General features: G+C 64.9%; 18 protein-coding genes. 3 read left to right on the forward strand and 15 right to left on the reverse strand.

Annotated features, from left to right (window positions below; all coding sequences use genetic code 11):
- Nucleotides 1-26: 26 nt before the first annotated feature.
- The 15 genes from FJ424_RS16725 to FJ424_RS16795 form a co-directional block, all read right to left on the reverse strand.
- Nucleotides 27-1,088 (reverse strand): maleylacetate reductase, encoded by a 1,062-nt coding sequence (locus FJ424_RS16725; RefSeq protein WP_140651251.1) that lies wholly within the window; start codon nucleotides 1,086-1,088, stop codon nucleotides 27-29.
- A gap of 14 nt (nucleotides 1,089-1,102) precedes the next feature.
- Nucleotides 1,103-1,390 (reverse strand): YciI family protein, encoded by a 288-nt coding sequence (locus FJ424_RS16730; protein WP_140651249.1) that lies wholly within the window; start codon nucleotides 1,388-1,390, stop codon nucleotides 1,103-1,105.
- Nucleotides 1,391-1,608: 218 nt separating this feature from the next.
- The gene (ftsZ, locus tag FJ424_RS16735; RefSeq protein WP_040996104.1) at nucleotides 1,609-2,601 is read right to left on the reverse strand and encodes a cell division protein FtsZ; all 993 of its coding nucleotides are present in this window, start codon (nucleotides 2,599-2,601) and stop codon (nucleotides 1,609-1,611) included.
- Between the two features lie 217 nt (nucleotides 2,602-2,818).
- A complete protein-coding gene (locus FJ424_RS16740) occupies nucleotides 2,819-3,859 on the reverse strand; it encodes a proline racemase family protein (RefSeq protein ID WP_140651248.1) in 1,041 nt (346 codons plus the stop codon).
- A gap of 265 nt (nucleotides 3,860-4,124) precedes the next feature.
- Nucleotides 4,125-5,006, reverse strand: coding sequence for an SMP-30/gluconolactonase/LRE family protein (locus FJ424_RS16745; RefSeq protein ID WP_140651246.1), 882 nt, complete (start codon nucleotides 5,004-5,006; stop codon nucleotides 4,125-4,127).
- 2 nt (nucleotides 5,007-5,008) lie between these two features.
- Nucleotides 5,009-5,977, reverse strand: a complete 969-nt coding sequence (locus tag FJ424_RS16750; protein ID WP_140651245.1) for an ABC transporter permease — start codon at nucleotides 5,975-5,977, stop codon at nucleotides 5,009-5,011.
- Entirely contained in the window at nucleotides 5,974-6,963 is a 990-nt protein-coding gene (locus tag FJ424_RS16755) for an ABC transporter permease (RefSeq protein ID WP_246672256.1), read from the reverse strand. Before FJ424_RS16755 ends, FJ424_RS16750 begins: the two co-directional genes overlap by 4 nt.
- Nucleotides 6,964-7,005: 42 nt before the next feature.
- Complete coding sequence (locus FJ424_RS16760) at nucleotides 7,006-8,508, reverse strand: sugar ABC transporter ATP-binding protein (protein ID WP_140651243.1); 1,503 nt, start codon at nucleotides 8,506-8,508, stop codon at nucleotides 7,006-7,008.
- 173 nt (nucleotides 8,509-8,681) lie between these two features.
- The gene (locus FJ424_RS16765; protein ID WP_140651241.1) at nucleotides 8,682-9,749 is read right to left on the reverse strand and encodes a substrate-binding domain-containing protein; all 1,068 of its coding nucleotides are present in this window, start codon (nucleotides 9,747-9,749) and stop codon (nucleotides 8,682-8,684) included.
- 68 nt (nucleotides 9,750-9,817) lie between these two features.
- Nucleotides 9,818-10,882, reverse strand: coding sequence for a substrate-binding domain-containing protein (locus FJ424_RS16770; RefSeq protein ID WP_246677268.1), 1,065 nt, complete (start codon nucleotides 10,880-10,882; stop codon nucleotides 9,818-9,820).
- 202 nt (nucleotides 10,883-11,084) lie between these two features.
- A complete protein-coding gene (locus FJ424_RS16775) occupies nucleotides 11,085-11,855 on the reverse strand; it encodes a GntR family transcriptional regulator (RefSeq protein WP_140640235.1) in 771 nt (256 codons plus the stop codon).
- Nucleotides 11,856-11,948: 93 nt separating this feature from the next.
- The gene (locus tag FJ424_RS16780) at nucleotides 11,949-12,662 is read right to left on the reverse strand and encodes an E3 binding domain-containing protein (RefSeq protein ID WP_140651239.1); all 714 of its coding nucleotides are present in this window, start codon (nucleotides 12,660-12,662) and stop codon (nucleotides 11,949-11,951) included.
- Nucleotides 12,659-13,669 carry an NAD(P)-dependent oxidoreductase gene (locus FJ424_RS16785; RefSeq protein ID WP_140651238.1) on the reverse strand — a complete coding sequence of 337 codons (1,011 nt, stop codon included), beginning with the start codon at nucleotides 13,667-13,669 and terminating at the stop codon, nucleotides 12,659-12,661. The genes FJ424_RS16780 and FJ424_RS16785 overlap by 4 nt, the downstream gene beginning before the upstream one ends.
- A 23-nt stretch (nucleotides 13,670-13,692) precedes the next feature.
- Nucleotides 13,693-16,089, reverse strand: a complete 2,397-nt coding sequence (locus FJ424_RS16790) for a thiamine pyrophosphate-dependent enzyme (RefSeq protein WP_140651236.1) — start codon at nucleotides 16,087-16,089, stop codon at nucleotides 13,693-13,695.
- Between the two features lie 214 nt (nucleotides 16,090-16,303).
- Entirely contained in the window at nucleotides 16,304-17,524 is a 1,221-nt protein-coding gene (locus tag FJ424_RS16795; protein ID WP_140651234.1) for a mandelate racemase/muconate lactonizing enzyme family protein, read from the reverse strand.
- Between the two features lie 109 nt (nucleotides 17,525-17,633).
- Between FJ424_RS16795 and FJ424_RS16800 the strand changes: the two genes are divergently transcribed.
- From FJ424_RS16800 to FJ424_RS16810, 3 genes are read left to right on the forward strand one after another with little or no spacing between them, the layout of a single operon-like run.
- A complete protein-coding gene (locus FJ424_RS16800) occupies nucleotides 17,634-18,428 on the forward strand; it encodes an SDR family oxidoreductase (RefSeq protein WP_140651233.1) in 795 nt (264 codons plus the stop codon).
- 7 nt (nucleotides 18,429-18,435) lie between these two features.
- Complete coding sequence (locus FJ424_RS16805; RefSeq protein WP_140651231.1) at nucleotides 18,436-19,284, forward strand: transketolase; 849 nt, start codon at nucleotides 18,436-18,438, stop codon at nucleotides 19,282-19,284.
- Nucleotides 19,281-20,270 carry a transketolase C-terminal domain-containing protein gene (locus FJ424_RS16810; RefSeq protein ID WP_140651229.1) on the forward strand — a complete coding sequence of 330 codons (990 nt, stop codon included), beginning with the start codon at nucleotides 19,281-19,283 and terminating at the stop codon, nucleotides 20,268-20,270. Before FJ424_RS16805 ends, FJ424_RS16810 begins: the two co-directional genes overlap by 4 nt.
- The last annotated feature ends 2 nt before the right edge of the window (nucleotides 20,271-20,272 follow it).

A 20,272-nucleotide genomic window follows, 5' to 3' on the forward strand; every position in this document is an offset into this window, starting at 1 on the left:
TAACTCCTCGAGGGACGTTCGGGTTCTCAGGCCTGCGGCGGCTCGCCGGCATAGGCGCGCGCAATAAGAGCCCGGATCGGTTCCCGCTCCAGCGCCCGCGGGTTCCAGTAGGGATTGGCCAGCGCGCGGTCCGTCGCGGTGTCGATCCCGTCGGACGGCATGCCTATCTCAGACAGGGCGCGCTTTGCGCCGATCCTGCCCGCAAGATCGTAGAGAGCCGTCGCCGGGTCGTTCGTCTTCAGCACGGCCCGCAGGGTTTCCATGACCGCCGGAATGGCGGGGGCGTTATAGGCCAGCGCATGCGGCAGCACGATCGTATGGGTCTCCGCATGCGGCAGATCGAAACTGCCGCCCAGCGTGTGGCAAAGTTTGTGGTGCAGCGCCATGCCGACCGAGCCGAGGCAGATGCCGCAGAGCCAGGCGCCGTAAAGCGCCTTGGAGCGTGCATCGCGGTCATGCGGCTTCTCGGCGATGACCGGCAAGGCGCTCGCCAATGCGCCGATGGCCTCGGCGGCCATCAGGTTTATAACCGGGTTGCTTTCCCTCGCGTAGAGCGCCTCGACCGCATGGGCGATGGCGTTCATGCCGCTTGTCCCCGACAACGCGGCGGGAAGCGTCATCGTCAGGTCGACGTCGTAGATGACCACTTCCGGCAGCACGCGCGGGCTCGATTGGGTGACCTTCACGCCATCCTTCGTCTCGCCGAGGATGGGTGTCATTTCCGAGCCGGCATAGGTCGTCGGCATTACGATCTGCGGCAGGTCGGTGCGCAGCGCGATCGCCTTGGCGAGGCCCGTCGTGGAGCCGCCGCCGACCGCGACCAGCCCGTCGGCCTCGAGTTCCGCCACGACCCGCAGCGCGTCCTCGGTCACGGACACGGGCGTATGCATCGTCGCCCCGGCATAGACCCCGGCCGCGGTGCCGCCAAGCGATCCGGCCAGACGCCGCGCGTCCGCCTCCTGCGGCGGCGTTGCCAACACGAGCACACGCTTCAGCCCCAGACGGTCGATCTCCTCCGGCAGCCTTGCAATGGTGCCAGATCCGAAGACGACGCGCGCCGGCTGGCCATTATAGACGAAGCTTTTCATCGAGCCTCTCCCCGTCAGCCGCGATTGTCGACACGCAGCAGGAAGGGATTGATGCTGACGCTTTGCCAGACATTGGCGGCATTGAACGGGTCGGCGGCGTTGAACGCCTTCACATCTTCGATGCTGTCCGCGGAAAACACGAAGAGCGAGCCGATCATGGTCGCACCGTCCGCAGCGACCAGCGGCCCGGAGATTACGGTCGCGACCGATCCGGCGGCAAGATAGGCCTTGTGGGCATCGTAATTGGCAAGCCGGCGCGCAAGCGCATCGGCATGGTCGAGACAGTGGACGGCAAAGAGCAAGATAGTCCTCCCGGGGGGCGCGACGCTTCATCGATCGTCGCTAAGTTCTACTCCTCCCTGCCGGAACTTAAATCGACTCCTGTCGAACGGACCAATGAATTTGTCCAAACTGGACAGATATGGGTCCATGCGGTCGTGATTGTTCGCCGCCGGAAACGGATATCGGCCGATTGCATCGTGCCGTCGGGGGCTAGTGCAGCCGTGAGGTCGCCGTGGTCTCAGGCGATCCTCTGCTCGAATTGCGCGATGTCGGCGCTCTTGCGCAGTCCGGTCGCGACGACGGACACGCGGAACTTTCCCGCCAATGCCTGGTCGAAGATGGCGCCGACGATGATGTCGGCATCGGCGTCGACCTCTTCGCGTATCCGCGTCGCGGCTTCGTCGACCTCGAACAGCGTCATGTCCATGCCGCCGCAGATCGACACGAGCAGCCCCCTGGCGCCGGACATGGAAGCTTCATCGAGGAGCGGATTGGCGATCGCCGCCTCGGCCGCGATCTTGGCGCGCCCCTCTCCGGAGGCCTCGCCGGTTCCCATCATCGCCCGGCCCATGTCCCGCATCACCGACTTCACGTCGGCGAAATCGAGATTGATCAGGCCTTCCTTGACGATGAGATCGGTGATGCAGCCGACACCCGCGTAGAGAACGCGGTCCGCCATGGCGAAGGCGTCGGCGAACGTGGTCCTGGCGTCGGCGACCCTGAAGAGGTTCTGGTTCGGGATGACGATCACGGTGTCGGCGCTCTCGCGAAGGCGTTCGATGCCTTCCTCGGCCGCCTGCGTCCTGCGCTTGCCTTCGAACACGAAAGGCTTGGTGACGACGGCCACCGTCAGGATGCCGGCATCGCGCGCGGCACGCGCGATCACGGGCGCCGCGCCCGTCCCCGTGCCGCCGCCCATGCCGGCGGTGATGAAGCACATATGCGTTCCCGCAAGGTGATCCATGATCTCGTCGATGGATTCTTCCGCGGCAGCGCTCCCGACCTGGGGCAAGGACCCGGCGCCCAGGCCCTCGGTCACATGCGCACCCAGTTGGATCAGCCGCGACGACTTCGACATGGTGAGCGCCTGGGCATCGGTGTTGGCGACGACGAACTCGACGCCCTGCAGCCCTTCGGCGATCATGTTGTTGACGGCGTTGCCGCCGGCGCCCCCGACCCCGACAACGGTGATCTTGGGCCTCATCTCCAGGATTTCCGGCTTGGCGGTCATTTCCTCATCTTTCTACCGAAGGCACCTGCGGCTCCGCCGCACGATCATGCGGAACCGAAGCAAGCACGCGAATCAGGCGACCCCCACCAACCGCAGGGAATCAGAGCAGGCGCCTCCCTGCAAGGTCCGCTGACATTCTGCAAGCGCAAACGCACCGGCCAAAAGCTGGAAGCGTCTGGGCGCTCGAGTGATCCGAGCCGGCGCACTGCAGGAAATTCTATTGCGTCACCGAAGTCGAGGTGCCCCAGGTATCCGACAGCACATAGCCTTGCGGATAGGGATCCGTCGGATCGAGATAGTAGTTGTGCTCTCCTGTGATCCAGGCTCTGCCGGTTATCTGCGGCACGATCGCCTTGCGCCCTCCGACTTCGGTGAGTTCGAGGATCTTGCCGGTGAAGCGCGAGCCGATGATCGATTCATGGATCAGCACCTCGCCGGCCTTCATCTGGCCTCGCGCCTGCAGCACGGCCATGCGGGCCGAGGTGCCGGTTCCTGTCGGGCTGCGGTCTGAGCGTCCTGGCGAGACGATGCAGGTGTTGCGCGTGACGTTGCCCGGCCCCTGGAACGGCATGGCGAACTGCACGATCGACACACCGCGCACATTGTCGAACTGCGGATGCACGACATCGAGCTGCTCGCGCGCCGCGCGGCGGACCTTCTCGCCGGCCACGGCCAATTCGCGGGCCTCGTCGGGGGTGACCGAGAAGCCGAGCGCGGGCGCATCGACAATCGCGTAGAACATGCCGCCATAGGCAATATCGACCTTGATCGTGCCGAGCCCTTCCACCTCGATATTGGCATCGAGGCGCTCGGCGAAGGCGGGGGCATTGCGCAGCGTGATCGACAGGCATTTGCCGTCGCTGCATTCGGCGCACACCTCGATGACGCCGCCGGGCATATCCAGCTTGAAGCGCGTCTCGGGCTCCTGCATCGGCACCATGCCGGTCTCGAGCAACACCGTGGCGACGCAGATCGTGTTGGAGCCGGACATCGGCGGATATTCGGTCGGCTCCATGATGATGGCGCCCGCGGCGCAATCCTCGCGCGTCGAGGGCACCAGGAGATTGACATGTCGGGCAACGCTGCCGCGCGGCTCGCAGATCAGCATGCGCCTGATATGGTCGTGATCGCGTTCCATCGTGATCATCTTCTCCATCATCGTGCGGCCGGCAGGCGGCAGCACGCCGCCCACGATGACATCGCCGATCTCGCCCTCGGCGTGGCAGCCGACGACGCGGATGCTGGTTTTGGTGCGCATTGCTGTTCTCTCCCTGTCCGCCGCGACTATCCGCCTGGCAAGTGGTCCTGCTTGGGGACAAACTGATCAATCCGCACGCCAGCCTCAAGGAGATTCCGCGAATGACCGCCAACGTTTTTCCAGCTGCACGCCGAAATTGCGGAAAATTCCTCTGGTGGCTGGCACGCACCCCGCGCTGTGAATGCCAACCCGCCTATGGCGACGGGACGATCTCGGCGCGCAAGGTCGAGGCGCCGCCCGCGATGTCGCGCCTTGATTGCCGGCGCTATCCCTTGAATGCCGGCAGCGTCAGACCCTTGACGCCGACATCGAGCGCAAACAGGCCGCCCGGATGCTTCTGGCCGACGAAGTGGCTGGCAGGACGCTTGAGCACGGCAGAGGTGACATAGAGGATATCGAGGTCCTTGCCGCCGAACTCGCAGCAGGTCGGCAGGTCGGTCGGCAAGAGCACCGTCTGCATCAGTTTGCCGGTCGGATCGTAGCGGCAGACCTTGCTGGTCACCGGGATGGTCACCCAGTAGCAGCCTTCGGCATCGACCGTGGCTCCGTCGGCGACGCCGCCGGTGACCGTCATGTCGACGAAGGTACGGCGGTTCTCGATGTCGCCGGTGGCGGGATCGAAATCATAGGCCCACACCGCGCCGGCATGGCTGTCGGAGAAATACATGGTCTTCGAATCCGGGCTCCAGGCGAGCCCATTGGAGCAGCCGATGCAGTCGATGATCTTGTGCACCGAAAGATCGGGATCGAGCCGATATAGCGCGCCGATGAATTCGATCGGCTTGCCGGGCACCTCGAACATCGAGCCTGACCAGAACCGTCCCTGCCGGTCCGGCTTGCCGTCGTTGAAGCGGGTCTTCGGCATATGCGCTTCCGGGTCGACGATCGCTTCGAACACACCCGTCGCAGGGTCGAAGAAATGAAAACCGTCGGTCATGGTCAGCACCAGGCCGCCTTTTTCGCGCAGACCGAGGCAACCGAGATATTCCGGCGTCTCGAACACCTCGTCCTTGCCGGTCGACGGGTCGTAGCGGTGGATCAGTTTCTTCCAGATGTCGATCCACCAGAGCACGCCGGCCTTAGGGTCCCAGAGCGTGCCCTCGCCCAGCTCTGCTCCGGCATCGACGACGCAAGTGATTTCGACCATGCTCAAGCCCTTCTGCCGCGAATTCTGCCGCCGAGCCCGGCGAAGGTCTCGCTGCCGATCGACACGGTGATCAGGATCACCGCGCCGTAGACGACGAGCAGCGCGCCGCTCGACAGGTTGAGCGCCGGTAGGAGCCCGGTGAGGATGGTCAGCACCATGGCGCCAGCGACGGTGCCGAGATAATGCCCGCTGCCGCCGAGGATCGAAGCGCCACCGATGGCGACCGCCGCGATCGAGGTGAACAGATAGGCATCGCCCATGCCGAGATAGGCCTGGCCGGAATAGCCGGTCAAAAGCATGCCGGCGAAAGCGGCGGTGAGGCCCGAGACGACGTAGGTCAGGATGGTGGTGCGCGCGGTCGGCACGCCGGAGAATTCGGCGACGGTCGCGCTGGTTCCCAGCGCATAGAGATGACGCCCGAACGCGGCCTTGGAGAGCAGCAGCGTGGCGACCAGCGTCAGCGCGAGCCAGATCAGCGCTATCACCGGAAAGCCGCCGATGCGCCCGACCGACAGGAACTGGATCAGCGCCGGCGCGGACGGCGTCGGCGAACCGCCGGTCAGCACCAGGATCAGGCCCTGCAGGATGACATTGGTGGCCAAGGTCATGATAATCGGCGGCACACCGAACTGGGCGACGCCGACGCCGTTGATGAGCCCGATGAAGGCGCCGCCGGCAAGCAGCAGCGGCATGACCCAGATAAGCGGCAGATCCTGCCCGCCGCAGAGCAGCGCCATCACGATCGCCGCGGAATTCAGCACCCAGGGCACCGACAGGTCGATGCCGCCGCCGATGATGACGAAGGTCTGGCCGAGCGCGACGATGCCGACGAAAGCCGCCAGCACCACCGTCGAGCGCATGTTGGAGACCGAGAGGAAGCCAGGCGAGAAAATCGCCGTGACCAGGAGCAGCACGACCATGCCGGCATAGGCAAGCACGATGAGGCGGTTGCGGGCGAGGAAAGCGCTCATTGGACGCGGTTCCTCGCGGCCTTTTCGGCGATCGAGCTTGCGAGCACCGAGAGCAGCAGGATGATGCCGGACGCGACCGGCTGCCAATAGCTCGACACGTGCAGGACGAAGACCAGATTGCCGATGAGGGTAAGCACGAAAGCGCCGATCAGCGTGCCGGCGAGATGGCCGCGACCGCCGAACAGGCTGACGCCGCCGATGACCGCGGCCGCCACGGAAGGCAGTATGTAGTCCTTGCCGATGGTCGGCGAACCGGCGCCGGTCTGTGTTATCAGAAACAGCGCCGCGCCCGCGGCGAACAGACCTGACAGGCCGTAGGTGACGATGTTGACGCGGGTGATGGAAACCCCCGACAGAAACGCCGATTTCTCGTTGGAGCCGGAGGCCTGGATGGTGATGCCGACGCGCGTCGCACGGAACCACCACCAGAACACGAGCAGCGCCAGCAACATCCAGACCGGGCTGGTCAGGCCGAGGAGTTGCACCGAGGCGAAACCAACCCACCAACCGGGAACGCTGCCGCCATCGGTCGGCAGGATGATCATGGCGACGCCATTGAGGATCGACCAGGTGGCGAGCGTCACCAGGAAAGGCTGCAGCTTGAGCAGCGAGATCAGCAGGCCGTTGAGCGCGCCGATGAGGAAACCGAGCGCCAGTATGGCCAGCGCCCAGAACGCCGTGGTAGAAGGATCGTCGGTGAAACGCGTCGCCGCGATCACCGTGCCGAGGCTGATCATGCCGCCGATCGACAGATCGATGCCGCCGCGCACCAGAACGATGGTCTGGCCGGTTGCCGCCAGCATCAGCGTCATCGCCGCCGCCGTATCGAGATTGAGTTCGTCCAGGCTGAAGACGCCGGACTGCAGGCTGCCATAGATGGCGACGATCAAGGCCAGCATCAGGCAGGCGACGAGGAACGGCGCGCGGTCGAGCGCGCGGCCGCGCCAATCCATGCCTGGCCTGCTGTCCTTGGTTCGCGCCGGCATTCGCGCCCTTTCCACAGTTTGCTCCGCGGACATCACCATGCCTCAGGCCGCCCTGGTTTCAAGCATGGCGGCGCGCAGGATTTCCTCCTCCGAAATATGCTCGCCCTCCAGCGTCGCGGCGATACGGCCGTTGCGCATGACCAGCACGCGGTCGGCGACATGGACGAGCTCTGGCATGTCGCTCGAATGGAACAGGATCGCGTAGCCCTTGGCGGCGAGATCGCGCATCAGCTGGAAGATCTCGCCCTTGGTGCCGACATCGACGCCGCGTGTAGGATCGTAGAGCAGGAGCACGCGCGCCTGCGTCAGAAGCATCTTGCCGAAGATCACCTTCTGCTGGTTGCCGCCGGACAGCGTTCCGGCAAGCTGCTCCGGCGTGCCCGCCTTGATGCGCAGGAAATCGACCATCTCCTTGACCAGGGCTGCTTCCTTCTGCCGGCTGAGCAGGCCATTTTCGGTGAAGCGCTTGATGACCGACAGCGTCAGGTTCTCGCGTACGCTCTTGGTCAAGAGCAGGCCCTGGCCGCGCCGGTCTTCCGGCACCAGCGCGATCCCGTCCTTGCCGGTCAAGGCCTGGCGCGGATTGCCGATCGCCGCGGGCTTGCCCCAGAGCTCGATCGTGCCGCTCGCCTTTGTGGCGCCGAACAGCGCCTGGAACAATTCGCGCTGGCCGTGGCCCTGCAAGCCGCCGACGCCGAGCACCTCGCCCTCGCGAAGCGAAAAGTCGACCCCTGAGAGACGGCTGCCGCTGGCGAGGTTTGCGACCTTGAGCGCGACGCGATCGGTCATCGTCGGCACGCGCTCGGGATAGAGCCGGTCGAGATGGCGGCCGATCATCTGGGTGACGATCTCGTCGTCGGAAACGGCAGCGGCTTCATGCGCGGCGACAGTGCTGCCATTGCGGAAGATCGTCAGCCGGTCGGCGATGGCGCGCACCTCAGCCATGCGATGCGAGATGAAGATGACCAGCCTGCCTTCGGCGGCCAGTTGCCGGGTGAGCTTCAACAGCCATTCCGCCTCCCGCGCCGGCAGCGCCGAAGTCGCCTCGTCGAGGATGAGGATGCGCGGGTCCTTGGCCAGGCCCTTGGCGATCTCGACGATCTGCCGTTCGGCCAGCGTCAGCCGCCGCAATTCCTGTTCGGGACGCAGCGCCGGGAAATCGTATTTCTCCAAGAGCGCCAGCGTCCCGCGGCGCATTTCCGCGCGGTTGACGGTACCAAGCCATGTCCTTGGCTCGTGCCGGAACCAGATGTTTTGCTCGACGCTGAGATCGGGGATGAGCGACAGTTCCTGGAAGACGGCGGCAATGCCGCACGCCTGCGCGGCATCCGGGTTCGCGGGCTGATAGTCCTGGCCATCGACGAGGATGGAGCCGCCGTCATGCTGCACCGCTCCCGACAGGATCTGGATGAAGGTGCTTTTGCCCGCTCCGTTCTCCCCGAGCAGCGCGTGCACCTCGCCGGCGCGGGCGCTGAATGCGGCTTCGCTCAGCGCGACGATGCCGCCATAGCGTTTTGACAGACCGTTGACGGTGACGAGATCCATGGGCCGCTTTCCAGAGCGTTTCACCGTTTCAAGGAAACGGCGAACCGCTCTATCTCTTTGTTTTTACGCAATTCCGGACGGAAAACCGCTCGCACTTTTCCTGGAATTGCTCGAAAAGGTCTCCCGGCATCGCTCGATGCCGGGAGACAGGATCGCGGAAGTGGAACCGGATGTTACTTGCTGCCGGCGGCTTCCGCGGCGGTGATCTCGACCCAATCGGGCGTGATCGGCAGCGTCAGGCCGGGCGCCTGGTCGGGGAAGGCATTTTCGCCGACCGCGATCTTGATCATCTTGGTGCCCGGATAAAGCTTCGACTCGAAAGGATCGGTCGTCACGAAATCACCCTTGACCGACACCGAGCGTTCGGCCGGCTTCTTGCCGGTGTCCAGCATATCGACCGCCAGCTTGATCGCTTCGGAGGAAAGATAGGCCGGATTCGAGCCGAGGATGCATTTGGCGCCTTGCGTCTGCGCGCAGGTGACGGCGGCGACATTGTAGGAGAAGCCGACGACCGGGACGATCGGCCGGCCGGCGTCCTTCAGCGCCTGGATGGCGCCCGAACCGTAGCCTTGCGTCATGATGCCGTCGATCTTCGGATTGGCGGCAAGCAGTGCGGCCACGCCGGACTGTTCCGGACCGAGCGCGTAATTGCCGTTGTAATAGCCGACAACCTTGATGTCGGGATATTTGGCCAGCACCTTTTCGTACCCACCCTGCAATTGCGCCGAGATCGGTGCGCCGGCGAGGCCGCGGTCGAGGATGATGTTGCCCTTGCCGCCAAGCTGGGTGGCCATCCACTCGGCCATGACGGCGGGAATGCGGTCCCAATCGGAAGCGACGGCATAGGCGCAAGGCTCGGTCACCACCTGATCGAAGCTGATGACGACGATGCCCGCGTCGCAGGCCTTCTTGATGGTGGGGTTGAGCGCCGAATCCGAACCGGCATCGACCAGGATCGCGTCCGGCTTCTGGCGGATGATGTTGTTCAGCGAGTTGATCTGCGCCTGTACAGTGTTCTCGACATTCTCGATCTTGAGGTCGACGCGGCCTTTCAGCGGCCCCTTGTTGACCGACACGGTGGCGACGCGCTCCATCTGCTGGCGCCAGTCATTGCCGACGAAATTGTTGGAGAGATAGATGGTGTAGGGTTTCTTGTCTTCGGCATGGCCGGCCTGCATGCCAACCGCCATCATGATGGCTGCAAGCGCTGCAAGGCCGGTGTAACGGCTCAATAATTTCATGATTTTCTCCTCCCGTTTTTCGTTTCGAAATCGTGGCGCCGCGATGCGGTGCCCCTGCCCTCATCAAATCAGCTTCCCGAGGCCTCCTTGGGCGTGATCTCCACCCAGCTTGGCGATACCGGCAGCGAAAGGCCCGGCGCCAGATCGGGGAACACGGTCTTGCCGAGTTCGATCTTCACGGCCGAGGAATTCGGCGCGTATTTGGCATCGACCATATCCGTGGTCAGGCCGGGCGAATTGAACAGCACGGTCGTGTCGGCCGGCTTCTTGCCGGTATCGAGAATGTCGACGGCGAGCTTGATCGCTTCGGCGGACAGGGACGGCGGATTGGCGCCGAGCCAGCATTTCGCTCCCTTGGTCTCGGCGCAGCTGACGCCGGTGCCGTTGAAGGCGGCGGCGACGACCGGCACCATCGGCCGGTCGGCATTCTGCAGCGCCTTGATGGCGCCGGTGCCGTAGCCTTGCGAGAAGATGCCGTCGACCTCCGGGTGCGCGGCGAGCAGGCTCGCCACGCCCTCCTGTTCGGGCCCTGCGGCGTAGTTGCCGTTGAAATAGCCGACGATCTCGATGCCGGGATATTTCTTGAGCACGGCGCCGAAATTCTTTTCGAACTGCTCGGATATCGGCGCGCCTGCGAGGCCACGATCCATGAAGACCTTGCCCTTGCCGCCGAGCATGGAGGCCATCCATTCGGCCTGGTTGTTGGCCATGATGTCGAAGTCGGAATGCAGCTTGTAGGCGCATTCGGCCGACACGGTCTGGTCGAAGCTGACGACGATTATGCCGGCGTCGCAGGCTTTCTTGATCGTTGGATTGAGAGCCTCGGCCGACGACGCGTCGATCAGGATCGCGTCGGGCTTCTGGCGGATGATGTTGTTCAGGGAATTGATCTGCGCCTGTACAGTGTTTTCGGCATTTTCGATCTTGAGGTCGACGCGGCCTTTCAGCGGCCCCTTGTTGACCACGACATTGGCGACGCGCTCCATTTGCTGGCGCCAGTCATTGCCGACGAAATTGTTGGAAAGGTAGATGGCGTAGGTCTTCTTGGCTTCGGCATGGCCGGATGTCGCTCCAGCGCAGGCTGCGAATCCGACAAGCGCGACCAAGCCGGCGCACAGGCTCCTCGACTGCATTATCTCCTCCCTATGTTCCTCCCGGCTGGCGATGGACTGCGCCATCTTGATCAGATACCGGGCCTCTCGACAGCTACGGTCGCGGGCGGAATTCGCGCACTATCTCGCCTACCCGCCGGCACCTCAGCTTAGCTATCATGCTATTATAATTTTATAGGCCTGTCCATGCATCCGACGGCAGAAATCGCACTTTCGAGGGGTCTCAGGAGAGGTCGTTCGGCGCGTCGTAGGTGATGCTGAAAATATCGGCGGGATGGCGGGCGACGGAGAACTCGATGCTGCGTTGGTCGGCCGACTGATAGAGCATCTCCACCGTCAGCACCGCGCTGCCCAGTGCGATGCCGAGATCGGCGGCAACCGCCTCGTCGGCGATTTCGGCGCGCACGGTGACATGCGCCACGTCGAGGCGCAGCCCGAGATGCTTCTGCACCGAGCGGAAGATCAGCACGTCGGAGAAATCTTCGCGCTTCAGCCTGGCGCCGATGTCGGGAGGGAAATAGGTGGTGATCTGCGCCTTCCTCTGTTCGCCGATCGACAGCACGCTGCGCAGGCAATAGCCCGCCTCCTCCTTGCCCATGCCGAAATGGCGCTGGAGCACGGGTGAGACCTCCTTGCGATAGGATTTCACCGTAAGCTGCGCGTCCTTGGTGAAGGCCGCCATGTCGGCGAAGTTCTTGAACTTCCAGCTCAGATTGACCGACGGGCTGCGCGCCGCGACCACCGCCGGTTTCGCCGAGCGCTTCTTGATCAGTCCGTCGGCTTCGAGATCGCGCAGCGCCTGGCGCACGGTGATCAGACTGACCCCGAAATGCTCGGCGATCGCTGCTTCCTTCGGCAATTCCCCGCCGACGGGAAAGGTGCCGTCACCGATCGGCACCCGCAAGATGTCGGCGAGTTGGCGATAGAGCGGCCCGTTGGAACGTCCAAGCGAGCGCCTGGGAAGACTGTCGATGGTGGGAACGGTGTTGTCCATGGGCCTCGTCGCGTCTGTGTCGAAGCTTTTATAATAGCTTCCGCCGCCCGAGGCTATCGCATGACGCGCAAAACTGCGGTCTTGCGGCAATGCTTAGACAAAGAGCCGAAGCGGATGTTCGACCGCCGATTTCAGCGCGGCCAGCCAGACCGTCGAGGTTGCCTCGTCGACACGCGCGGCGTCCACCGTCAGCAGGCATTCGGCGTTGTCACCGGCGGAGCCGACCGAGACTGTCAGGCGCATGGCCCGGCCCGGCAACAGCGGCATCGTCACCGGCCGGATATCGCTCGGCGGCAGCAGCCGCACCGACAGGACGGCCGGTTTTTCCGCATCGTCGCGTTTGCCCGCTTGCGCCGCAAGCCGCGCCCCGCGCAGCGCCGTCAGCGGCATTCCCGATGTGGTCGCAAACGCGACTTGCCTGTTGCCGAGTTCGAGCGCCACGGGCGCTTCCTTGACCTTGGCTACTTCTGAAATCTCGCCGAACGCGCAACCAGTGGCACGCAACACGATGTCGTCGATGTCGAACACCTTCCCCGAGCTCTCCAGCACGCTCAGCAACTCGTGCCACGCGTCCAGCGCGATCGATGTCGCGAAGGCGGCGATGCGGGACGCGACAGGCGAAGACGCCGGGGCCGCGGTCAGAAGCTCTGCCGGCGCATCGACCGGGGTAAAGTCAAGCACGTCGGCGGCCAGGATGCGGCCGCCCGGACCGCTGCCGTGGAGCGCTTCGAGCGGGAAACCACGCTCGCGGGCAAGCCGGCGCGCATAGGGCGAAACAGCCAGCCGCGATGCCACCGCCATGTTCATTTCAGATACTCGGCGTTGACGCAGTTGGTCAGCCGGCCCTCGGCGAGATAGGCATGCACGACTTCGATCGATTTCAGCCTGAGGTCGCGCATCGCCGCCGGGCTGTAGAAAGCCGCGTGCGGCGTCACGATCAGCCGGTTGGCGATCCACGGCTCGCGGCGCCGCCACGCCGCCAGAAGCGAATGCTCGAGATCGCCGGGCTCGTTCGGCAGGACGTCCAGCCCAGCGCCGGCGACGACGCCATTGCGCAGCGCTGCTTCCAGCGCGTCGAGATCGACGATCGGACCCCGAGCCGTGTTGACAAGGACAAGGCCAGGCTTGGCGGCCGCGAAGGCATCCGCGCCGATGAGCTTGCGCGTTTGCTCGCTCAACGGCGTATGCACGCTCACCACATCGGCCCGCCTCATAAGCTCGGCCAGCGAATGCACCCTCTCATAGCCGGTCGACAGGTCGACGCCGGACAGAAGATGCGGATCATAAAACACCACCTTCATGTCGAAGGCGGCGGCGCGGCGGGCCGCCGCAAGTCCGATGCGGCCCAGCCCGACGACGCTGAAGGTCGCCCCCTTGTGACGGCGCACCAGCGGCGCCTTGGAGAAATGCCAACCCTCGGCGCCATTGGCCGAAAGCTCGGCACCATAGGTGGACGTGCCGCGCGTCAGCGCCAGCATCAGGCCGATGGCGTGATCGGCGACTTCGGTGGTGCCATAGTCGGGCACGTTGCAGGCGGGAATCTTGCGCGCGCCCCAGCCGGACGTATCGATGTTGTCGAAGCCGACGCCGGAGCGCACCGCGATCCTGGCTTTGGGAAAGGCGGCTGGCGCGGCGGCGACATTATGGGTCGGCGAATAGTTGATGACCGCGTCGACCGCCTGGCAAACCGCCGGATCGAGCGCGGCGGCTTTGTCATTTGTCGAGCGGGCCAGGATGAACTCGATGTCGGGATAGTGCTCGCGTTCGAGCTCGGCCTCGTCGGCGGCTTGCCAATTGGCGCACAGGATCTTCATGCTTGCCCTTCGGATATGGATGATTATCTCTTGATGCCGCCGATGCGCCCGCCCATCGGCACCACGGCGCCGACCGGCTGATCGATAGCGTTGAGCGTTCCGCTGACCGGCGCCTCGATCTCGACCACGGCCTTGTCGGTCTCGATCTCGGCGATCAGCTCGCCTTCTTTCACCGCTTCGCCCACCGCCCTCAGCCATTTGACGACCGTGCCTTCGCTGACGGTGAGATCGCCGAAAGGCATCGTGATCGGCTCGTCGTCGCCGGCGGTGGCGATGGAAGCGGCTGGTGCCGTGGGCTGTGGCTTGGCTGAAACAGGTGCTGGCTTTGCCGGCGCGGCGCTTATCAGGCCGACGGTGTACCAGTGATCCGGCACCGGCGGCTTGCCGGCGACGACGTCGCGAATGCCTTGGGCAATGCGTGCCGTGTCGACCAGCATGGCTCGCTCCAGCACCGGCGCGAAGGGATGCGAGGTCGGTGCTGTATGCAGCCTTCCGGGCGGGGCATCGAGCTCGTCGAAGGCGAGCTCGTTGATCGCCTGGGCGATCTCGCCGCCAAGGCCGCACATTGCCCACGCCTCGTCGACGACGAGCAGGCGATGCGTCTTCCTGACGCTGGCCACGATCGTGTCGATGTCGAGCGGCATGATGGTGCGCGGGTCGATCACTTCGGCCTCGATGCCATCGGCGGCCAATGCCTCCGCGGCTTCCAACGCGCGCTGCACCATCTGCCCGGCCGCGACGATGGTGATGTCGCGGCCCACCCTCGCGATCCGCGCGACGCCGAACGGCACATAATGCTCGCCGACCGGCACCTCACCCTTGGAGGCGAACAGCGCCTTGGGTTCGAGCATGATGACCGGATCGCCGGCCCGGAGCGCGGTCTTCATCAGACCCTTGGCGTCCGCCGGGTTCGACGGCACGCAGACGATCAAGCCCGGCATATGGGCGAAGACCGGGTGGTAGATGCCGCTGTGATGCGGGCCGGAACTGCGCAGCGCGCCGGCGCCGACGCGCACCACCATCGGCGTGCTCATGACGCCGCTGGTCATGTAACGCAGCTTCGCCGCCTGCAGAAAAATCTGCCCTGCGGTTTCAAAGGCGAAGTCGGCGAACATCAGGTCGGAAACGGTGCGCGCGCCGGTAGCCGAAGCACCGACGGCGGCTGCGGTAAAACCCTGCTCCGAAATCGGCGTGTCGACCATCCGCTCGGCACCGAACTCCTGCCACAGGTTCCTCGTGTGGGCAAAGCTGCCGCCGCGCTCGCCGGTGCCCTCGCCGAAGTAAAGGATCGCTGGATTGGCGCGCATCTCTTCGGCAATGCCGTCGCGCACCGCCTCGAGCCAGCCTTGCGTTCGCGTCTCGCCGACGGCGCGCGGCTGCAGGGCAGCCGGCGGATTGATCGGATCGGCAAAGACGTGCAGGCGCACCGTTGCTGGATCTGGCTCGGGCGAATTGCGGGCGAAGGCGAGCGCCTCCTCGACCACCTTCTCGATCCGCGCCTCTATTGCCGCGAGCGCCTCGGCATCGGCGACGCCGTACTCTTCGATCAGCCGCTTGCGGAACATGTCGATCGGGTCGCGCTTGATCCAGGCGTCGAGCTCTTCCTGCGTCCTATAGGTGCCGATGACCGGGTCGCCCTCATGGTGGCCGACGGTGCGATAGGTCTTGGCTTCGATCAGCGTCGGGCCCTTGCCGGCGCGGGCACGTTCGGTCGCTTCCTTCATGGCCAGCCAGACGGCGAAGACGTCGTTGCCGTCGACGGCGACGCCGGGCATGCCGTAGGACGCGGCCTTGGTGGCGATCTCGGGATTGAGCGTGATCGATTTGAGCGGCGTGGCGGTGGCGTAGAGATTGTTCTCGCAGATGAAGACCGCAGGCGCCCGCTGCACCGCCGCGAAATTGAGCGCCTCGTGGAAGCTGCCATGGTTGGCGGCGCCGTCGCCGAAGAAAGCGACACCGATGTCGTCGCGGCCCTGCTGGCGGGCGCTCATGCCGATGCCGACGGCATGGCCGATCCCGGCGGCGACGATGCCGTTGGTGCCGAACAAGCCGACCGAGCGGTCATAGAGATGCATGGTGCCGCCGCGGCCGCCGCAAATGCCGTCGGCCTTGCCGAACAGCTCGGCCATCACGCGCCCAGGGTTCGCGCCCTTGGCCAGGGCATGGCCGTGGCCGCGATGGGTCGACGTGACCCAGTCGGTCGGCCGCAAATGCGCACAGACCCCGACGCCGGTCGCTTCCTCGCCGATATAGAGATGCAGGAAGCCGGGCGTCTCACCCTTGCGGCAAGCGATCTGGGCAATGCTTTCGAAGCGGCGCAGCAACACCATGCGCTCGAACAGGTCGAGCAGGATTTTTCGGTCGGGCAGATTTGGCGCACCGTTGAAATCCTCGCGTGCGCGCGCCGCAGAAATTGCCACCAAAACCTCCCGTGAATCCGTCTGGCGCCGGACAGAAACGCGCCGGCGGCGAGCTTGTGGCTGCTCGCTTCGGGTTCATCATAGATTATAATAGCATAATGTCTACAGGCTCTGAGCAGAGCCTGCGAGGCGCAAGCGCGTTCACCGTTTCACCGAGCCGGCGAAACGCTCCATCACTTTGTTTTGACAAAGGTCCTGGCGAAAAAACCGTGCGCTAGATCCTGGTCATGCGCACCGTGGCATCGGGCCGCTGGAACAGCTCCGGCCGAAGGCTGAGACCGAGCCCCGGCCCCTCGAGCGGCGCGACACGGCCGTCACTCACCGGCGGAATGTCGGCGACGATCTCGGTGTACCATCCAGTGAAATAGGCGCGCACGGCCTCCTGGTAATTGACGTTCGGCAAGGTGGCCGACAGCGCGCAACTGGCTGCATAGACGATCGGCCCCGTGCAGTCGTGCAGCGTCACCGGCAATTCGCTGGCCTCGGCCATGTTGGCGATCTTGCGCGCTTCGGAAAGGCCGCCACACCAGGCGAGGTCGATCATGATCACGCTAGCGGCGCGCTTGTCGATAAGCTGCTTGAACATCTGCCGCGTGGCCAGCCGCTCGCTGGCGGCGATCGGGATCGATGTGTGGCGCGCCAACTCGGCCATGGCGTCGAGTTCGTTGTAGCGGATCGGCTCCTCCAGCCAGGCGACGTCATAGGCTTTCAGCGCTTCGGCGATGCGCAGCGCCGGCGGCAGGCTCCAGAGGCCATGCAATTCGACCATGATCTCCATGTCGCGGCCGACGGCGTCGCGGATCTTCTGGAACGGCTCCAGCGCCTTGTCGAGGTCGGCAAGCGAAATGAGGGCGCCGTTCGATGCCTCGGCCGCGATATCGAACGGCCATATCTTCATGGCGCCGATGCCTTCGGATTTCAGGCTTCTGGCGAGGTCGCCGGCGTTGTAGCGCCACGCGAGCAGATCCTCATACGGGCCTTCGTTGGAATCGCCCGATTTGAGCGACCAGTCCTCGCCGCGCTCGAACAGCGCGTTCTTCTTGCTGGCGCGCACATGCTTGTAGCCGGCGCAGGTGTTGTAGATCGGCACGTTTCTGTGCGTGCGGCCGCCCAGCAGCCGCCAGACCGGCTCGCCAAGCGCCTGGCCGTAAATATCCCACAACGCGATGTTGACCGCGGAATTGCCGCGCACCTCGGCGCCGGAATCGCGCGCGCCGACATAGACGCTGCCCAGCGTGCGGTCGTGCAGCTCGATATCGCGGGGATCCTTGCCGATGAGGTAGGGCGCGACATTGTCGTGGATGTAGGAGGCGACAGGCCCCGGCGCCCAGAAGGTTTCGCCGGTGCCGATGAGGCCGGCATCGGTGTGGACGCGAAGCCAGAACAGGAACGGGAACTCCGCCAGCTGCAGCGTTTCAAGCGCGACGATCTTCAATTTTTCCTCCCGGCTCCAACGGCCCGCGAACAGTAGCACAAGCCCGTTGACAGCCATCTATGGATACCGGTATCCATCGCGTCAAGATGACCTTGAGAGGAGGTTTGGCTTGCCTGCTGAAATTCCAGACACGATGACGCGACGGGCGCTTGTCACCGGCGCCGCCGGGGGGCTTGGCCGCGAGGTGGCGCTGCAATTGGCCAGGCGCGGCTGTGCCGTCGCCGTTACCGACATCAATGGCGAAGGCCTGACAGAGACGGCCCGGCAGATCGGCCAGACCGGGGCGGAAGCCGAGATCATCATCGGCGACTTCACGCTCGAAGGCGCTCCGGAAACGGCGGTCGAAAAAGTGGTCGCGCGCTGGCGCGGCATCGACATCCTCGTCAACAATGCCGGCTATGGCGTGATCGAGCCCTTCCTCGACGCCACCTTCAAGGCCTGGACACGCACGCTGGCGCTCAACGTCACTGCGCTTGCCATGGCCTGCAAGGCGGCCGGCCGGGTGATGCGCGAGCAGCGCTCGGGGCGCATCGTCAACATCACCTCGCCCGGCTCGCGCATGGCGCTGCCCGACTACACCGCCTATACGGCGAGCAAGGCTGGCGTCGATTCCATCACCCGCGCCGCGGCGGTCGCGCTTGCGCCCTATGGCGTGCTGGTCAACAGCCTGGCGCCGGGCATGATGGACACCGAGATGCAGCGCTCGACCGAACTCGATCTTGCCCGCGCCAATGGCCGCAACGATCTGCAGGCCTTCCTCAACGAGCGCACGCGCCGCATCCCGCTCGGCCGCCGCGCCGAGATTTCCGAGGTGGCCGAAGCCGTCGTCTGGCTCTGCCTCGATGCGCCCAAATACATGACCGCCGAGCGGCTCAACATGTCGGGCGGGCTGGACAAGGACTAGGCATCCAATGCTGCGAAACTCTCCTCCCGGCAGCGCCGATGTCGCGGCGCTTCAACGCAAGGCGACGCTGCTGCGTCGCCACATGCTGACCATGGCGCGCGGCCAGGGCCAGGGCTATATCGGCCAGGGCCTCGGCATCGCCGACGTTCTGGCGGCGCTGTATTTCCACGAACTGCGCTACGACCCGCACAATCTGGCATGGCCGGACCGCGACCGTTTCCTGCTGTCGACCGGGCATTACTCGATCGCGCTTTGGGCGGCCCTGGCCGAGGCCGGCATCATCCCTGTCGAGGAACTTGTCACCTATGGCGCCGACGACAGCCGGCTCGAGATGTCGACGCTCGACACCACGCCCGGCGTCGAGGTTATCGGCGGCTCGCTCGGCCACGGCCTCGGCCAAGGTGTCGGCCAGGCGCTCGGACTGCGCCTCGATCGCTCGGACGCGCGCGTCTTCGTCGAGCTCTCCGACGGCGAGATGCAGGAAGGCTCGACCTGGGAAGCGGCGATGTCGGCCAGCCATTTCGAGCTGGACGGGCTGGTGGCGCTGATCGACTGCAACGGCATCCAGGCCGATGGGCCCGTGGTGCTGGACATGGAGCCGGTGGCCGACAAATGGCGCGCCTTCGGCTGGGAGACGGCGGAGATCGACGGCAACGACATGAAGGCCCTCGTCGACGCGCTGGCCGGCGCGCGCCAGCGCAACCGCAAGCCGAAGGCGATCGTGCTGCGCACCCTGCCCGGCAAGGGCGTGCCGCGCATCGAGACCAGCGAGAAATCGCATTTCTTCCGCATCGACGTGGCGCAATGGGACGGCATCATCGCCGAGTTCGACAAAAGCGTGGGACCGGAGCAATGAGCGGCAGCGGCATGAAGGCCGGACGGACGCTGGCCATGGGCCAGGACGAGGCTGTCGGCGGCGGCCGGCAAAGTGTCGAAGCGCCGTTCGGCCAGGCCCTGGTCAGGCTTGGGCAGAGCCGCAACGACGTCGTCGGGCTGACCGCCGACCTTGGCAAATACACCGACATCCTGCCGTTCCGCGATGCTTTTCCCGAGCGCTTCTTCAATGTCGGCATGGCCGAGCAGAATCTGGTTGCCGTCGCCGCCGGGCTGGCCCGCACCGGCAAGGTGCCGTTCGCCACCACCTATGGGGTGTTCGCGACACGACGCGCCTATGATTTCGTCGCCATCGCGCTTGCCCACTCCAACCTCAATGTGAAGATCATCGCCGGCCTGCCGGGACTGACGACCGGTTATGGCGGCACGCATCAGGCGATCGAGGATCTGGCGCTGATGCGCATGATCCCCGGCCTGACCGTCATCGACCCCTGCGATGCGACCGAGATCGAAGCGGCGACGATCACGATCGCCGAACATCAAGGTCCTGTCTACATGCGCCTGCTGCGCGGCAGCGTTCCCGTCGTGTTCGAGCCTGGCTACAAATTCGAGATCGGCAAGGCGCGGCGGCTTCGCGAAGGCTCCGATGTCGGCATCATCTCGACCGGCTTCATGACCGAGCAGGCGCTGGATGCGGCGGAGATCCTGCAGAAACAGGGCATTTCGACTGGCGTCCTGCACGTGCCGACGATCAAGCCGTTCGACGCCGGCGCGGTGGCTGAGTTCGCTTCGGGCGTCGAGCGGATCGTCACGGCGGAAAACCATGTCGCCACCGGCGGCCTTGCGAGCCTTGTCGTCGAGAGCCTGTTCGAGGCCGGCATCGCGAAGAAAGTGACGCGCATCGGCCTGCCCGACCGCTATATCGAATGCGGCGCGGTGCCGACCTTGCAGGCAAAATACGGCCTGACGACCGAGGCCGTCGTCGCGACGATCACTGGTTTGGGTTAGAT

The sequence above is a fragment of the Mesorhizobium sp. B3-1-8 genome (genome assembly GCF_006439495.1).
Lineage (GTDB): Bacteria > Pseudomonadota > Alphaproteobacteria > Rhizobiales > Rhizobiaceae > Mesorhizobium.

Coding starts and splice junctions, on each gene's coding strand:
- FJ424_RS16780 (WP_140651239.1), bottom strand. CDS start 12,662: ATGAACATGGCGGTGGCATCGCGGCTGGCTGTTTCGCCCTATGCGCGC.
- FJ424_RS16765 (WP_140651241.1), bottom strand. CDS start 9,749: ATGAAATTATTGAGCCGTTACACCGGCCTTGCAGCGCTTGCAGCCATC.
- FJ424_RS16770 (WP_246677268.1), bottom strand. CDS start 10,882: ATGCAGTCGAGGAGCCTGTGCGCCGGCTTGGTCGCGCTTGTCGGATTC.
- ftsZ (WP_040996104.1), bottom strand. CDS start 2,601: ATGACCGCCAAGCCGGAAATCCTGGAGATGAGGCCCAAGATCACCGTT.
- FJ424_RS16725 (WP_140651251.1), bottom strand. CDS start 1,088: ATGAAAAGCTTCGTCTATAATGGCCAGCCGGCGCGCGTCGTCTTCGGA.
- FJ424_RS16810 (WP_140651229.1), top strand. CDS start 19,281: ATGAGCGGCAGCGGCATGAAGGCCGGACGGACGCTGGCCATGGGCCAG.
- FJ424_RS16805 (WP_140651231.1), top strand. CDS start 18,436: ATGCTGCGAAACTCTCCTCCCGGCAGCGCCGATGTCGCGGCGCTTCAA.
- FJ424_RS16775 (WP_140640235.1), bottom strand. CDS start 11,855: ATGGACAACACCGTTCCCACCATCGACAGTCTTCCCAGGCGCTCGCTT.
- FJ424_RS16760 (WP_140651243.1), bottom strand. CDS start 8,508: ATGGATCTCGTCACCGTCAACGGTCTGTCAAAACGCTATGGCGGCATC.
- FJ424_RS16740 (WP_140651248.1), bottom strand. CDS start 3,859: ATGCGCACCAAAACCAGCATCCGCGTCGTCGGCTGCCACGCCGAGGGC.
- FJ424_RS16755 (WP_246672256.1), bottom strand. CDS start 6,963: ATGCCGGCGCGAACCAAGGACAGCAGGCCAGGCATGGATTGGCGCGGC.
- FJ424_RS16745 (WP_140651246.1), bottom strand. CDS start 5,006: ATGGTCGAAATCACTTGCGTCGTCGATGCCGGAGCAGAGCTGGGCGAG.
- FJ424_RS16785 (WP_140651238.1), bottom strand. CDS start 13,669: ATGAAGATCCTGTGCGCCAATTGGCAAGCCGCCGACGAGGCCGAGCTC.
- FJ424_RS16750 (WP_140651245.1), bottom strand. CDS start 5,977: ATGAGCGCTTTCCTCGCCCGCAACCGCCTCATCGTGCTTGCCTATGCC.